This window comes from Pseudomonas sp. AGC41, assembly GCF_057334555.1.
Genome location: NZ_JBHFJB010000138.1, coordinates 32,774 through 47,983, shown reverse-complemented (window position 1 = coordinate 47,983; position 15,210 = coordinate 32,774). Strand labels below are relative to the sequence as shown.

The following is a 15,210-nucleotide window of genomic DNA, read 5'->3' as shown; positions in this document are numbered from 1 at the left end:
CTTCAGTTCATCGAAGCGCGGAAGGAGTGGGCAGGCCGGTTTGATGGGGCTGTCGACGGTTCGATCCTCTCGGTCGAAAGCGGTAAAAAAGAGGTGTTGACAGCAGCGACTAACGCTGTAGAATTCGCCTCCCGCTAACGAGAGATCGGAAGCGCAAGTGGTTGAAGTTGTTAAGGATTTCCAAGCGAAACTTTGAAAACTTCTTAAAATAACCGCTTGACAGATACACGGGGCGCTGTAGAATGCGCGCCTCGGTTGAGACGAAAGGCTCAACCCACCGCTCTTTAACAACTGAATCAAGCAATTCGTGTGGGTGCTTGTGGAGTCAGACTGCTAGTCAACAGATTATCAGCATCACAAGTTACTCCGCGAGAAATCAAAGATGTAACCAACGATTGCTGAGCCAAGTTTAGGGTTTTCTCAAAACCCAAAGATGTTTGAACTGAAGAGTTTGATCATGGCTCAGATTGAACGCTGGCGGCAGGCCTAACACATGCAAGTCGAGCGGCAGCACGGGTACTTGTACCTGGTGGCGAGCGGCGGACGGGTGAGTAATGCCTAGGAATCTGCCTGGTAGTGGGGGATAACGCTCGGAAACGGACGCTAATACCGCATACGTCCTACGGGAGAAAGCAGGGGACCTTCGGGCCTTGCGCTATCAGATGAGCCTAGGTCGGATTAGCTAGTTGGTGAGGTAATGGCTCACCAAGGCGACGATCCGTAACTGGTCTGAGAGGATGATCAGTCACACTGGAACTGAGACACGGTCCAGACTCCTACGGGAGGCAGCAGTGGGGAATATTGGACAATGGGCGAAAGCCTGATCCAGCCATGCCGCGTGTGTGAAGAAGGTCTTCGGATTGTAAAGCACTTTAAGTTGGGAGGAAGGGCAGTTACCTAATACGTAATTGTTTTGACGTTACCGACAGAATAAGCACCGGCTAACTCTGTGCCAGCAGCCGCGGTAATACAGAGGGTGCAAGCGTTAATCGGAATTACTGGGCGTAAAGCGCGCGTAGGTGGTTCGTTAAGTTGGATGTGAAATCCCCGGGCTCAACCTGGGAACTGCATTCAAAACTGTCGAGCTAGAGTATGGTAGAGGGTGGTGGAATTTCCTGTGTAGCGGTGAAATGCGTAGATATAGGAAGGAACACCAGTGGCGAAGGCGACCACCTGGACTGATACTGACACTGAGGTGCGAAAGCGTGGGGAGCAAACAGGATTAGATACCCTGGTAGTCCACGCCGTAAACGATGTCAACTAGCCGTTGGGAGCCTTGAGCTCTTAGTGGCGCAGCTAACGCATTAAGTTGACCGCCTGGGGAGTACGGCCGCAAGGTTAAAACTCAAATGAATTGACGGGGGCCCGCACAAGCGGTGGAGCATGTGGTTTAATTCGAAGCAACGCGAAGAACCTTACCAGGCCTTGACATCCAATGAACTTTCCAGAGATGGATTGGTGCCTTCGGGAACATTGAGACAGGTGCTGCATGGCTGTCGTCAGCTCGTGTCGTGAGATGTTGGGTTAAGTCCCGTAACGAGCGCAACCCTTGTCCTTAGTTACCAGCACGTTATGGTGGGCACTCTAAGGAGACTGCCGGTGACAAACCGGAGGAAGGTGGGGATGACGTCAAGTCATCATGGCCCTTACGGCCTGGGCTACACACGTGCTACAATGGTCGGTACAGAGGGTTGCCAAGCCGCGAGGTGGAGCTAATCCCACAAAACCGATCGTAGTCCGGATCGCAGTCTGCAACTCGACTGCGTGAAGTCGGAATCGCTAGTAATCGCGAATCAGAATGTCGCGGTGAATACGTTCCCGGGCCTTGTACACACCGCCCGTCACACCATGGGAGTGGGTTGCACCAGAAGTAGCTAGTCTAACCTTCGGGAGGACGGTTACCACGGTGTGATTCATGACTGGGGTGAAGTCGTAACAAGGTAGCCGTAGGGGAACCTGCGGCTGGATCACCTCCTTAATCGACGACCGCAGCGGCTCCATGAGCTCCCACACGAATTGCTTGATTCATTGAAGAAGACGATTGGGTCTGTAGCTCAGTTGGTTAGAGCGCACCCCTGATAAGGGTGAGGTCGGCAGTTCGAATCTGCCCAGACCCACCAATTTCATGGTGTCCCCTGTAGCGATACGGGGCCATAGCTCAGCTGGGAGAGCGCCTGCCTTGCACGCAGGAGGTCAGCGGTTCGATCCCGCTTGGCTCCACCATTACAGATTGGTACCAACGTTTAAAGCTTAGAAATGAGCATTCCACCGTACAGTGCCTGAATGTTGATTTCTAGTCTTTTGATTAGATCGTTCTTTAAAAATTTGGGTATGTGATAGAAAGATAGACTGGACGTTACTTTCACTGGTAACGGCTCAGGCTAAGGTAAAATTTGTGAGTTCTCTTAGTTGAGAAATTCGAATTTTCGGCGAATGTCGTCTTCACAGTATAACCAGATTGCTTGGGGTTATATGGTCAAGTGAAGAAGCGCATACGGTGGATGCCTTGGCAGTCAGAGGCGATGAAAGACGTGGTAGCCTGCGAAAAGCTTCGGGGAGTCGGCAAACAGACTGTGATCCGGAGATGTCTGAATGGGGGAACCCAGCCATCATAAGATGGTTATCTTGTACTGAATACATAGGTGCAAGAGGCGAACCAGGGGAACTGAAACATCTAAGTACCCTGAGGAAAAGAAATCAACCGAGATTCCCTTAGTAGTGGCGAGCGAACGGGGACTAGCCCTTAAGCTTCTTTGATTTTAGCGGAACGCTCTGGAAAGTGCGGCCATAGTGGGTGATAGCCCTGTACGCGAAAGGATCTTAGAAGTGAAATCGAGTAGGACGGAGCACGAGAAACTTTGTCTGAATATGGGGGGACCATCCTCCAAGGCTAAATACTACTGACTGACCGATAGTGAACTAGTACCGTGAGGGAAAGGCGAAAAGAACCCCGGAGAGGGGAGTGAAATAGATCCTGAAACCGTATGCGTACAAGCAGTGGGAGCCCACTTTGTTGGGTGACTGCGTACCTTTTGTATAATGGGTCAGCGACTTATTTTCAGTGGCGAGCTTAACCGAATAGGGGAGGCGTAGCGAAAGCGAGTCTTAATAGGGCGTCTAGTCGCTGGGAATAGACCCGAAACCGGGCGATCTATCCATGGGCAGGTTGAAGGTTAGGTAACACTGACTGGAGGACCGAACCGACTACCGTTGAAAAGTTAGCGGATGACCTGTGGATCGGAGTGAAAGGCTAATCAAGCTCGGAGATAGCTGGTTCTCCTCGAAAGCTATTTAGGTAGCGCCTCATGTATCACTGTAGGGGGTAGAGCACTGTTTCGGCTAGGGGGTCATCCCGACTTACCAAACCGATGCAAACTCCGAATACCTACAAGTGCCGAGCATGGGAGACACACGGCGGGTGCTAACGTCCGTCGTGAAAAGGGAAACAACCCAGACCGTCAGCTAAGGTCCCAAAGTTATGGTTAAGTGGGAAACGATGTGGGAAGGCTTAGACAGCTAGGAGGTTGGCTTAGAAGCAGCCACCCTTTAAAGAAAGCGTAATAGCTCACTAGTCGAGTCGGCCTGCGCGGAAGATGTAACGGGGCTCAAACCATACACCGAAGCTACGGGTATCACGTAAGTGATGCGGTAGAGGAGCGTTCTGTAAGCCTGTGAAGGTGAGTTGAGAAGCTTGCTGGAGGTATCAGAAGTGCGAATGCTGACATGAGTAACGACAATGGGTGTGAAAAACACCCACGCCGAAAGACCAAGGTTTCCTGCGCAACGTTAATCGACGCAGGGTTAGTCGGTCCCTAAGGCGAGGCTGAAAAGCGTAGTCGATGGAAAACAGGTTAATATTCCTGTACTTCTGGTTATTGCGATGGAGGGACGGAGAAGGCTAGGCCAGCTTGGCGTTGGTTGTCCAAGTTTAAGGTGGTAGGCTGAGATCTTAGGTAAATCCGGGATCTTAAGGCCGAGAGCTGATGACGAGTTACCCTTTGGGTGACGAAGTGGTTGATGCCATGCTTCCAAGAAAAGCTTCTAAGCTTCAGGTAACCAGGAACCGTACCCCAAACCGACACAGGTGGTTGGGTAGAGAATACCAAGGCGCTTGAGAGAACTCGGGTGAAGGAACTAGGCAAAATGGCACCGTAACTTCGGGAGAAGGTGCGCCGGTGAGGGTGAAGCACTTGCTGCGTAAGCCCACGCCGGTCGAAGATACCAGGCCGCTGCGACTGTTTATTAAAAACACAGCACTCTGCAAACACGAAAGTGGACGTATAGGGTGTGACGCCTGCCCGGTGCCGGAAGGTTAATTGATGGGGTTAGCTAACGCGAAGCTCTTGATCGAAGCCCCGGTAAACGGCGGCCGTAACTATAACGGTCCTAAGGTAGCGAAATTCCTTGTCGGGTAAGTTCCGACCTGCACGAATGGCGTAACGATGGCGGCGCTGTCTCCACCCGAGACTCAGTGAAATTGAAATCGCTGTGAAGATGCAGTGTATCCGCGGCTAGACGGAAAGACCCCGTGAACCTTTACTATAGCTTTGCACTGGACTTTGAATTTGCTTGTGTAGGATAGGTGGGAGGCTTTGAAGCGTGGACGCCAGTCTGCGTGGAGCCATCCTTGAAATACCACCCTGGCAACTTTGAGGTTCTAACTCAGGTCCGTTATCCGGATCGAGGACAGTGTATGGTGGGTAGTTTGACTGGGGCGGTCTCCTCCTAAAGAGTAACGGAGGAGTACGAAGGTGCGCTCAGACCGGTCGGAAATCGGTCGTAGAGTATAAAGGCAAAAGCGCGCTTGACTGCGAGACAGACACGTCGAGCAGGTACGAAAGTAGGTCTTAGTGATCCGGTGGTTCTGTATGGAAGGGCCATCGCTCAACGGATAAAAGGTACTCCGGGGATAACAGGCTGATACCGCCCAAGAGTTCATATCGACGGCGGTGTTTGGCACCTCGATGTCGGCTCATCACATCCTGGGGCTGAAGCCGGTCCCAAGGGTATGGCTGTTCGCCATTTAAAGTGGTACGCGAGCTGGGTTTAGAACGTCGTGAGACAGTTCGGTCCCTATCTGCCGTGGACGTTTGAGATTTGAGAGGGGCTGCTCCTAGTACGAGAGGACCGGAGTGGACGAACCTCTGGTGTTCCGGTTGTCACGCCAGTGGCATTGCCGGGTAGCTATGTTCGGAAAAGATAACCGCTGAAAGCATCTAAGCGGGAAACTTGCCTCAAGATGAGATCTCACTGGGACCTTGAGTCCCCTGAAGGGCCGTCGAAGACTACGACGTTGATAGGCAGGGTGTGTAAGCGCTGTGAGGCGTTGAGCTAACCTGTACTAATTGCCCGTGAGGCTTGACCATATAACACCCAAGCAATCTGTAGACTCGAAAGAGGCCAGATTGCGGTGTGTGAAGACGAGATGAACCGAAAGTTCGAGTCAAAACCACAAACTATCGCATACCCATTCGCTGGAACGTGACCGCAAGGCACGCGCTGGCTACCGAATTTCTTGACGACCATAGAGCATTGGAACCACCTGATCCCATCCCGAACTCAGAAGTGAAACGATGCATCGCCGATGGTAGTGTGGGGTTTCCCCATGTGAGAGTAGGTCATCGTCAAGATTAAATTCCGAAACCCCTATCTGCTGACGCAGGTAGGGGTTTTGTTTTTAGTAGAAGTCTTCGATTTTCACCGACACGTTGTTCCTGAACGGGTTGGTTACCGAATTTCTTGACGACCATAGAGCATTGGAACCACCTGATCCCATCCCGAACTCAGAAGTGAAACGATGCATCGCCGATGGTAGTGTGGGGTTTCCCCATGTGAGAGTAGGTCATCGTCAAGATTAAATTCCGAAACCCCTATCTGCTGACGCAGGTAGGGGTTTTGTTTTTAGTAGAAGTCTTCGATTTTCACCGACACGTTGTTCCTGAACGGGTTGGTTACCGAATTTCTTGACGACCATAGAGCATTGGAACCACCTGATCCCATCCCGAACTCAGAAGTGAAACGATGCATCGCCGATGGTAGTGTGGGGTTTCCCCATGTGAGAGTAGGTCATCGTCAAGATTGAATTCCAAAACCCCTGTCGCAGACAGGGGTTTTTGTCGTTTTTGGAGCCGATAATCGGATCGCCGTCCTAATTGACGCCACCCCCCGGCAAACCCCCAGGCCGTTGCTATGCTTTGATTGTCGGGCGTTGGCAGCAACAGCCCGCGACGTGACTGGTCATGGGGATTCCAATAATGAAAAACCCTTATGCTCCCGGCTTCTGGTGCGCTGTCGCGGCCTTGGTGCTGCTTTCGGCCACCTACTTCTATGGTGTCATGCTGACTCACCATATCGACAAGGCACTGATTTTCCTGGATAGCGCGGCTGCGCTGATCGGTGTCATTTCTGTCGCAATTGTCGCCTGGGCGTCTCTTCAAGGCCAGCGCATCAAGAAGAAGCAACTTGTGCAAGGCAAGACACTGGTCTTGATCTGGGATACCAAGGTTGCGCTGCGCCGGGTTGAAACGGTATTCGACCGTTATTTCTGGGGCAGCTATTGGCAGCCTGGACGCACGTTTCAGGAAGTCATGGGTGAGCTCACCGGGACCCCGCTGGAGAAAAGCCTCGAGGCCCTGAAAGCTCAATGCGCCGCCCTGGACAAGCAAGTCGCGCAAGACGACTGGCATTGGCTTAACAATGCTCGCGAGCTGTGCGATGTGGCCAACGCGATGGCTCGGGAGCGCTATCAACTGGACTTCTACGATGGGCGTGACGATTCATCGGGTGCGCCGGTGATCAATCGGGATTTCGAAGTGTTGGTCTACACCTGGACAGCCCGCCTGAAGACCTTCGATCATCAACTTGACGAGATCGAAGTCGAATATTCGTAGACCATTTCTCAAGAACACTCTTTTTCCCCTTTAAACATTGGGCTTGCTGGCTTGCCTGATGCTAATCTCCCCACCACTTTTGTCGCGTCGTGCCACAGCCCCTTGCGGGTCAAGGAAGACGACTCTTTTCAACCATGGAACACGATCGGATCACTCATGAACAAATCAGCAAGCGTACTTCTGGGAATCGTTGTGGTTGTTGGTGCAATCAGTGCGGGTGGCGCCTGGTATACCGGCACCAAGCTCGAAGGCGTACTGCAAACTGCTATTGCCGACAGCAATAAGCAACTGCAAACGGCTTTGACGGGTTCCAATGGCACCGCTTCGATTGAACTGGTCTCTCTGGACCGTGGCACCTTCAGCAGTACCGCCCGTTATCGTCTCAAGGGTGAAGGCGAGATGTTCGGCGGCGAACCGGTCGAGCTGCTGTTCGTTGACAACATCGAACACGGTCCACTGCCATTCTCGCGACTGATGACGCTCAAATGGTTGCCGGTCATGGCCACCAGCCACACCGAACTGGAGCGGACTCCGCTGACCGAAAAGTGGTTCGTTGCCGCTAAGGATAAATCGCCTCTCAAAGGCGTCTTCAATCTCGGTTACGATCAATCCACCAACGGCACGTTCGAACTGCTGCCTCTGGATACCAAGCTGGATGAACAATCCCAGCTGATCTTCTCCGGCCTGAAAATCGATGTGGCCGCCAGCGCCCAGGCTGAGAAGATCAAGGCCGACGGCTATATGGATAGCTTCAAGTTGACCACCGTCGCCGAAGATCAGACGCCGGTTCAGGTAGAGTTCAGTGGCCTGACGTTGGCCAGCAACCTGACCAAAAGCACCTATGGTTACTACAAGGGCGACAATACCCTGTTGCTGAGCAACAGCAAGACCACCTTCGGCGAGCCTAAATCGGTACTGGGCCTGAAAAACTTCGAAATGAAGAACAACAGCTCTGAGAACGGTACCAGTGCTTCGGGACGCGCTGATTACAAGATCGGCGAGTTGTCGTTCAACGACAAGGTCATCGGTTCTGCACAGATGGCGGTCAGCCTGAAGAACCTGGACATCCCTGCCACCATGTCGCTGATGCAGGTTTACCAGGCCAAGCTGCAGCCCTACGAAAAGGCGGCTGCCGAGGCCGCTGAAGCGGGCGAGCCGGCTCCGGAACTGAACCTCACCGAGGCAGAAGAAGCGCAGGTCAAAGCCGACCTGGAAAAACTCCTGGCGGGCGCCCCGCAAGTGGCCCTGGAGAACCTCTCGTTCAATACCGCTAACGGCGAAAGTCGCGCGAGCCTGGTTGTTGATCTGGCCAAGCCGCAATCCATGGACCTGCCACCCGATGAGCTGGGCCGTCAATTGCTTGCTCTGCTGGACTTCAAGGTGAAGGTTTCCAAGCCAATGCTGGTGGATCTCCTGACCGTGCAAGCGCAGATGGAAGGCCAGACCGACGCCAAATTGATCGCCGACCAGGCGACTGCCACCAGCGATATGTTCAGCGCCATGGCGGTGGGCACCGAGCTGGCGAAGCTTGAAGGCAATGACGTGGTCACTAACCTGCACTACGCCAACAATCAGGTCGACTTCAACGGCCAGAAGATGACCGTCGAGCAGTTCACCGCGTTTGTAATGAGCAAGCTGGGCGGCGGCGTCGCCATTCAGTAACCCGTCCAGGCAACATCTGAAACCGGCCCGTGCCCTGTGCACGGGCCGGTTTTTTTTGTCCGTTGAAAATGCCGCGCTGAAATCTGCATGGATTCTGAAGAATTATGGCGATACGGAAGATGACCCACCCGAGAGTGCAAAAATAGGCCCGTTAGAGCTTGGCTGGGTTCCTTTGATCCGGCCTTCTGTTTGATGGGCAAGGGGGCACTGCGACCCGGCTGGCCATGTAAGGATGCTGACGAATGCCGCGTACTGTGGGTCCTCTTATTCAATTCGGTTTGCGCCCGTTGTTTCGCGTCGCGCTGTGCAGCCAATTGTGCTGGTCGGCAGCGGCGTTTGCCGATACCGCTTATGATCAGATGGTGCTCGACGCCCGCGCGGGGCACTACACGCCCGCGTTGTCCGTATTGCGCCAGGTGCCGGTCGGCCAGGCCAGCACCGCGCAGATCAGTGACCATCTGCAGATCGCCAGTTGGGCCGGTCTTGACGCCGAGGTGGTGAAAGTCTACGAAACCCAGGGCCGCTACCGCGACCTTCCGGTTCAGGCGCTGACCGCAGCTGCTCGCTCCTATCGCAACCTCAAGCGCTGGGATCCGGCGATCGAGTTGTATCGCCGGGCGTTGGAGATCGATCCGCAAAACCCCGATCTGCAACTGGGTCTGGCCTTGACCCAGGCCGATGCCGGCAAGCCAGATGAAGCCGTCAGTCGCGCGAGGGCCCTCGTTGCCGCCAAGCCAGAAGATCCGATGCGCCGGTTGGCCTTGGGCTATGCGTTGACGCGTGCGAACAACCCTCACGAAGCGCTTTTCGAATACGACCAGGCATTCACCCGTGCCGGCAGCAACAAGCGTGAGGTCGCCCGCGAGTATGTCTACGCCCTGCAACGCGCCCGTTTGCCTGAGCCGGCCCTGCGTCTGGCCCGGCTTCAGCCCGGGCTGATCGATCGCGGCGTGCAGCGCAGGCTCGAAGGTGATGTGGCGGCCGAGCGGGTGCGCCTGGCGGATATGGCCAGTCGCAGCGAAACAGAACGTTTTGTCATCGCCGATCGCGCGCTGGCGGACTACGACAAACTGCTCGCTACCTGGACTCCGGTGGCCGAGGCCCACGATGATGTCTTGCGCTGGCGGATCGACCGCATGGGCGCCCTCAACGCCCGGGCCCGCCGGGCCGAGGTGATCGCCGAGTACCAGAAGCTGGTCGCTGAAGGGGTCAGCATTCCAACCTACGCGCTGCGCTGGGTGGCGTCTTCCTTTCTGGAGCAACGTGAACCGGAGATCGCCGTCGATCTTTACCGCCGCGTGCTGATTGCACCAGATGCAGATCCTGCGGACCGCTTCGAAGACAGCACTGCGCTCTACTACGCCTTGCTGGAAAGCGAAAAATCCGAGGAGGCCCGCGCACTGGCCGAAGACCTGGCGAAAGCACAGCCGGCCCGCGTGGAACTCAAGGGGCTGCCGATCGGTAATCCCAACGACGAATGGATGGACGCGCAGCTCCTGGCCGCCCAAGCGGGTACCTACGGCGCCGATCTGCCTACCGCCGAGGCGCGCCTGGACGCTCTTGTCTATCAGGGGCCCGGCAATATCGGCTTGCGCCTGGCCCAGGCCGATTTGTACCAGGCACGTGAATGGCCGCGACGTTCGGAAAGCCTGCTCAAGGAAGTCGAGGCCACGACGCCGCGCAATCGCGACCTGGAAGTCGCCCAGGCCCGCGCCGCCATGGATCTGCAGGAGTGGCGGCAAATGGATGCGCTTACCGATGACGTCGTCGCCCGTTATCCCGAGAATGCTCACGTCAAGCGCCTGCAACGCCAGCGCGAAGTCCATGACATGGCTGAGCTGCGCATCGAGGCCTACACCGGCAAGAGCTACGGTGGCGGCAATGGCGACGCTGGCGCGGTGACCGGCAGCCGCGATTTTGGTATCGAGACCTTGCTCTACAGCCCGCCCATCGATGAAGACTGGCGGCTGTTCGGCGGTGCCGGATACGCGACCGGCGACTTCGAGGAAGGCACCGGCCACCATCGCTGGCAGCGCCTGGGAGTGGAGCGGCGTACCCGCGACATGACCCTGGAGGCGGAAGTCTCCAACCATTCGTATGGTTCCGGTGACAAACAGGGCGCGCGAGTAGCCGTGGCTCGGGACATCAATGATCACTGGCAGTACGGCGGCAGCCTGGACTACCTCTCGGCCAATACCCCGTTGCGGGCCCTCAACAGCGGAATTCGCGCCAATGGTGGAAGCGGTTTCGTTCGGTGGCGGGCCAATGAAAGCCGCGAGTGGCGGCTGGCTGTCAGCCCGTCCCACTTCAGCGATGGCAACAACCGCCTCGAAACCTTGCTGACCGGCCGCGAGGGCATCTACAGCGCTCCGAGGCTGCAAGTGGAGCTGGGCCTGGAAGTCGGTGCCAGTCGTAACAGCGGCTCCAATGAAGTGCCGTACTTCAACCCGAAATCGGACTTCAGCGTCATGCCGACCGTGAGCGCCAATCATGTGCTGTATCGCCGCTACGAAACCACCTGGAGCCAGCAATTCCAGGCCGGTGCCGGCACTTACAGCCAGAGTGACTACAGCACCGGCGCCATGGGCTTGCTCAGCTACGGCCAGCGTTTGCTCTGGAACGATGTGCTTGAAGCCGGGGCCGCGCTGAGCTGGCTCAACCGCCCTTACGACGGCGATCGTGAAAGCGATCTGCGCCTGCTTGTCGACCTCACCTACCGCTTCTAGAAGAGTTTGAAAATGCCCGTCATTTCGCGATTCATCCTTCTGCTGGGAGTCTTGCTGATCAGCGCTTGTGCCCAGCAGGCCCCGGCATTTGCCCCGCCTTCGCAACGGCCGCTGATGGCCAACGATGCGCCATGGCCGAAAAACCACGTGCTGGGTATCGCCTACCACGACGTCGAAGACCGCGACCCCGACCAGGCGTTGGTGGCCGTGCGCACCGAGCGCCTGATCGAGCAATTGGCCTGGCTGCGGGAAAACAATTATCAGCCGGTCACGGTCGACCAGATCATCGCTGCCCGCAACGGCGGTCCCGAACTGCCGCCGCGCGCGGTACTGCTGAGTTTCGACGACGGCTACTCCAGTTTCTACACCCGCGTCATGCCCATCCTGCGCGCCTATAACTGGCCGGCCATCCTCGCCCCGGTCGGCAGCTGGATCGACACGCCGCTGAATCAACCGGTGGATTTTGCCGGCGTGCCGCGCAAGCGTTCCGAGTTCCTGACCTGGGAGCAGATTCGCGAGGTGTCGAAATCAGGCCTGGTGGAAATCGCCGCCCACACCGATGCCAATCACAAAGGCGTACTCGCCAACCCGCAAGGCAACCAGCAGCCGGCGGCGACCACGCGGCGCTACGATCCGGCCACCGGTCGCTATGAAGCGGAAGCCGATTTCCAGGCGCGTCTGCGCAAGGACGTGACGGCCATATCCGAGAAGATCCGCAAAGTCACCGGCTACAGCCCGCGCGTCTGGGTCTGGCCATACGGCGAGGCGGATGGTACAGCGTTGCAGGTGATTGGCAGCCAGGGCTACCAGATGGCCCTGACCCTGGAAGATGGTCTCGACAGCCTCGATAACCTGATGAGCGGCCCGCGCTTCCTGGTGGCCTCCGATCCGGACGGCGCTCACTTCGCCGAAAGCATCGTCTCGGTGCAGACCATGGACCCGATGCGGGTGGTCCACGTCGATCTGGATTACGTCTACGATCCGGACCCTGTGCAGCAGGAGGCCAACGTCGGCAAGCTGGTCCAGCGAGTCTACGATCTGGGCGCCAACACTGTCTTCCTGCAAGCTTTTGCCGACCCGAAGGGCGATGGCCTGGTCCATTCGCTGTACTTCCCCAATCGGCATCTGCCGGTACGCGCCGATCTGTTCGATCGGGTCGCATGGCAATTGCGCACCCGGGCCAACGTGAAGGTGTATGCCTGGATGCCGGTGCTCAGTTTTGCCCTGGACCCGAAATTGCCGCGTGTACAGCGCTGGGATCCTGAAACCGGCAAGATTGGCGTCGCCCCGGACCAGTACGTACGCCTGTCGCCCTTCGACCCCAACGTGCGCAAGGTCATCGGCGAAATCTACGAAGACCTGGCGCGGATGAGCTCGGTGGACGGCGTTCTGTACCATGACGACGCGGTGTTCTCCGACTTCGAGGATGCCGGCCCAGCCGCGATGAAAGTCTATGCGGCCAACGGCTTGCCGACCTCCATCGCCGCCCTGCGCGACGACCCGGCGGCCATGCAGCGCTGGACCCGTTTCAAGAGCCGCTACCTGATCGACTTCACCGCTGAACTCACGGCCAAGGTCCGGGCAATTCGTGGTCCGGAGGTGCGCACGGCGCGCAATATCTTTGCCGAGCCGATGCTCAACCCGCAGAGCGAGGCCTGGTTCGCCCAGAACCTCGATGACTTCCTCGGCGCCTACGATTGGACGGCTCCGATGGCCATGCCATTGATGGAAAAGCAGACCCGCGAGCAATCCGGGCCCTGGCTCGAACGGCTGGTGGAAACCGTCAAGGCTCGCCCCGGTGCGCTCAAGCGCACGGTATTCGAACTGCAAGCGCGCGACTGGCACAGCAAGCCGGTGGCCGACATCGAAGGTGAACAACTGGCCGACTGGATGGGGCGACTCAAGCGCCAGGGCGTGACCAGTTTCGGCTACTACCCGGACAACTTCATCGAAGACCAGCCCGCCGTGAAAGCCGTGCGGCCTGCGCTCTCCAACAAATGGAATCGTTGACATGCTCGACAGACTGCTCGCCGTCCTGGTGCTGGCGATCGTCCTTGGGGTGCCCCTGGGCCTGATCTTCCTGGTCACTGGGCAATTCCTGATGGACTTCGTATTCTTCTACCCGCTGTTCATGTCCGGGCTGTGGATCGCCGGCGGCCTGTATTTCTGGCTGCACTGGGAGCGCCACTGGCCGTGGAAAGACGACACCTTGCCGCCGCCCCTGGCCGGCGAACCGCTGATCAGCATCCTGATCCCGTGCTTCAACGAAGGCGATAACGTTGCCGACACGATTCACGCAGCGCTGGGCCAGCACTACCCGAACATTGAAGTAATCGCGATCAATGACGGCTCCAAGGACAACACTGCCGAGGTGCTGGACCGACTGGCCGCCGAAGACCCTCGCCTGCGCGTACTGCACCTGGCGGAAAACCAGGGCAAGGCCGTGGCTCTGCGCATGGGTGCCATTGCCGCACGCAGCGAATACCTGGTGTGCATTGACGGCGACGCGCTGCTGGCACCGAATACCTGCGCCTACCTGGTGGCGCCGATGCTCGACAACGCCCGCCTCGGCGCGGTGACCGGCAACCCGCGCATTCGCACCCGTTCAACCTTGGTGGGTCGGGTCCAGGTCGGTGAGTTTTCCTCGATCATCGGCTTGATCAAGCGCACCCAGCGGGTCTTCGGACGGATCTTCACCGTGTCCGGCGTGATCGTCGCCTTCCGTCGCACGGCGCTGCACCGGGTCGGCTACTGGAGCCCGGACATGATCACCGAAGACATCGACATCAGCTGGAAGCTGCAACTGGACCACTGGAGCATCTTCTACGAACCCCGTGCGTTGTGCTGGATCCTCATGCCCGAAACCCTGCGCGGCCTGTGGCGGCAACGGCTGCGCTGGGCCCAGGGCGGTGCCGAAGTGCTGTTCAAGAACATCCGCGGCATCTGGCAATACCGCCATCGTTACCTGTGGCCGCTGTTGTTCGAATACTGCCTGTCCACCGGTTGGGCGTTCACCTTCCTGCTGTCGGTGATCTTCTGGGGCGCCGGCAAGTTCATTGAGATGCCCGCCGCCATCGCGGTGGACCACCTCATGCCGCCGGCCTTCACCGGGCTGTTGCTGGCGGTGGTGTGCCTGATGCAGTTCGCGGTGAGCATCCTGATCGACCGTCGCTACGAAAAAGGCTTGTGGCACATCATGTTCTGGGTGGTCTGGTACCCGTTGGTGTTCTGGTTGATCAGCCTCTTCACCACCCTGGTGAGTTTCCCCAAGGTGCTGTTCGGGCAGCATCAGAAACGTGCGCGCTGGGTCAGCCCGGATCGCGGGATCAAGCCGTTCGATGACGAAGAAGAGGAAGTGATCCGATGAAAATTATCAGGACCCGGCAGCGGCCTTTTCTGGTGGTCATCGATGTGCTTTTTACCGTGCTGGCGTGGGTCGGGCTGTTGTATCTGCTGGTCAATGGGCTCTGGCCGTTGTTCGACAGCCATGCTGGCCCGCGCCTGGGCGGTTCGCTGTTCGATACCCTGGGAACCTTGCAGGTCTATGGCTGGATCGCGCTGGTCAACGCAATCATCCTGATTACCTGGGCGCGATATCAACAGCGCAAGAGCCGCAGCTTCGCCCAGCGTCGGCTGCCGAGGCCTGCGGTGGATGACCAAGGCCTGAGCGCAAGTTTCAAGCTGACTGACGAACGTCTGGAAACGCTGCGCCAGCCTGGCTCCAAAATCATCCATAACAATCCGGATGGCGACATCAGCCACGTAGTGCCGCACTTCCATCTGCTGAGCCCGGACTTGCAACCGCCGCCCCTGGCACCGCTGGAGCGGCCGCAGGTGATTCATCTGCCGGCTGATCATTCTGCGTAGTCAACGCAAGACACCTGTGGGAGCGAGCTTGCTCGCGATAGCGGCATGTCAGGCAACAGTGATGC

At 57.3% G+C, this 15,210-nt stretch carries 6 protein-coding genes, 2 tRNA genes and 5 rRNA genes; all 13 read left to right on the top strand.

Translation table 11 applies throughout. From position 1 onward, the window contains the following. The first annotated feature begins 439 nt into the window (after positions 1-439). The 13 genes from ACE04F_RS22955 to pgaD all read left to right on the top strand — a co-directional run bounded on the left by ACE04F_RS22955 (position 440) and on the right by pgaD (position 15,145). Positions 440-1,978, top strand: a 16S ribosomal RNA gene (locus tag ACE04F_RS22955). Between the two features lie 65 nt (positions 1,979-2,043). Continuing rightward, positions 2,044-2,120, top strand: a tRNA-Ile gene (locus tag ACE04F_RS22950). A 27-nt stretch (positions 2,121-2,147) separates the two neighbouring features. After that, positions 2,148-2,223 (top strand) — tRNA-Ala (locus tag ACE04F_RS22945). A 251-nt stretch (positions 2,224-2,474) separates the two neighbouring features. Then, positions 2,475-5,366: ribosomal RNA gene (locus ACE04F_RS22940) — 23S ribosomal RNA — on the top strand. Between the two features lie 148 nt (positions 5,367-5,514). After that, positions 5,515-5,630 (top strand): 5S ribosomal RNA (gene rrf / locus ACE04F_RS22935). Between the two features lie 108 nt (positions 5,631-5,738). Then, positions 5,739-5,854, top strand: a 5S ribosomal RNA gene (gene rrf / locus ACE04F_RS22930). A gap of 108 nt (positions 5,855-5,962) precedes the next feature. Beyond that, positions 5,963-6,078: ribosomal RNA gene (gene rrf / locus ACE04F_RS22925) — 5S ribosomal RNA — on the top strand. The 16S, 23S and 5S rRNA genes sit together here with 2 tRNA genes alongside, the layout of an rRNA operon. 176 nt (positions 6,079-6,254) lie before the next feature. Beyond that, the gene (locus tag ACE04F_RS22920) at positions 6,255-6,890 is read left to right on the top strand and encodes an NADH:ubiquinone oxidoreductase subunit N (protein WP_486110043.1); all 636 of its coding nucleotides are present in this window, start codon (positions 6,255-6,257) and stop codon (positions 6,888-6,890) included. Positions 6,891-7,046: 156 nt separating this feature from the next. After that, positions 7,047-8,552 (top strand): YdgA family protein, encoded by a 1,506-nt coding sequence (locus ACE04F_RS22915; RefSeq protein WP_486110042.1) that lies wholly within the window; start codon positions 7,047-7,049, stop codon positions 8,550-8,552. Between the two features lie 242 nt (positions 8,553-8,794). Next, complete coding sequence (pgaA, locus tag ACE04F_RS22910; protein WP_486110041.1) at positions 8,795-11,278, top strand: poly-beta-1,6 N-acetyl-D-glucosamine export porin PgaA; 2,484 nt, start codon at positions 8,795-8,797, stop codon at positions 11,276-11,278. Between the two features lie 12 nt (positions 11,279-11,290). Continuing rightward, entirely contained in the window at positions 11,291-13,288 is a 1,998-nt protein-coding gene (gene pgaB / locus ACE04F_RS22905) for a poly-beta-1,6-N-acetyl-D-glucosamine N-deacetylase PgaB (RefSeq protein ID WP_486110040.1), read from the top strand. A 1-nt stretch (position 13,289) separates the two neighbouring features. Next, positions 13,290-14,645: a poly-beta-1,6-N-acetyl-D-glucosamine synthase gene (gene pgaC / locus ACE04F_RS22900; protein ID WP_305497636.1), complete on the top strand. Its 1,356-nt coding sequence runs from the start codon at positions 13,290-13,292 to the stop codon at positions 14,643-14,645. Continuing rightward, positions 14,642-15,145 carry a poly-beta-1,6-N-acetyl-D-glucosamine biosynthesis protein PgaD gene (gene pgaD / locus ACE04F_RS22895; RefSeq protein WP_486110039.1) on the top strand — a complete coding sequence of 168 codons (504 nt, stop codon included), beginning with the start codon at positions 14,642-14,644 and terminating at the stop codon, positions 15,143-15,145. Before pgaC ends, pgaD begins: the two co-directional genes overlap by 4 nt. Positions 15,146-15,210 lie beyond the last annotated feature (65 nt).

Bases quoted from the DNA above. Each gene is read 5' to 3' on its own strand.
- pgaD (WP_486110039.1), top strand. From the start codon at position 14,642: ATGAAAATTATCAGGACCCGGCAGCGGCCTTTTCTGGTGGTCATCGAT.
- ACE04F_RS22920 (WP_486110043.1), top strand. From the start codon at position 6,255: ATGAAAAACCCTTATGCTCCCGGCTTCTGGTGCGCTGTCGCGGCCTTG.
- ACE04F_RS22915 (WP_486110042.1), top strand. From the start codon at position 7,047: ATGAACAAATCAGCAAGCGTACTTCTGGGAATCGTTGTGGTTGTTGGT.
- pgaC (WP_305497636.1), top strand. From the start codon at position 13,290: ATGCTCGACAGACTGCTCGCCGTCCTGGTGCTGGCGATCGTCCTTGGG.
- pgaB (WP_486110040.1), top strand. From the start codon at position 11,291: ATGCCCGTCATTTCGCGATTCATCCTTCTGCTGGGAGTCTTGCTGATC.
- pgaA (WP_486110041.1), top strand. From the start codon at position 8,795: ATGCCGCGTACTGTGGGTCCTCTTATTCAATTCGGTTTGCGCCCGTTG.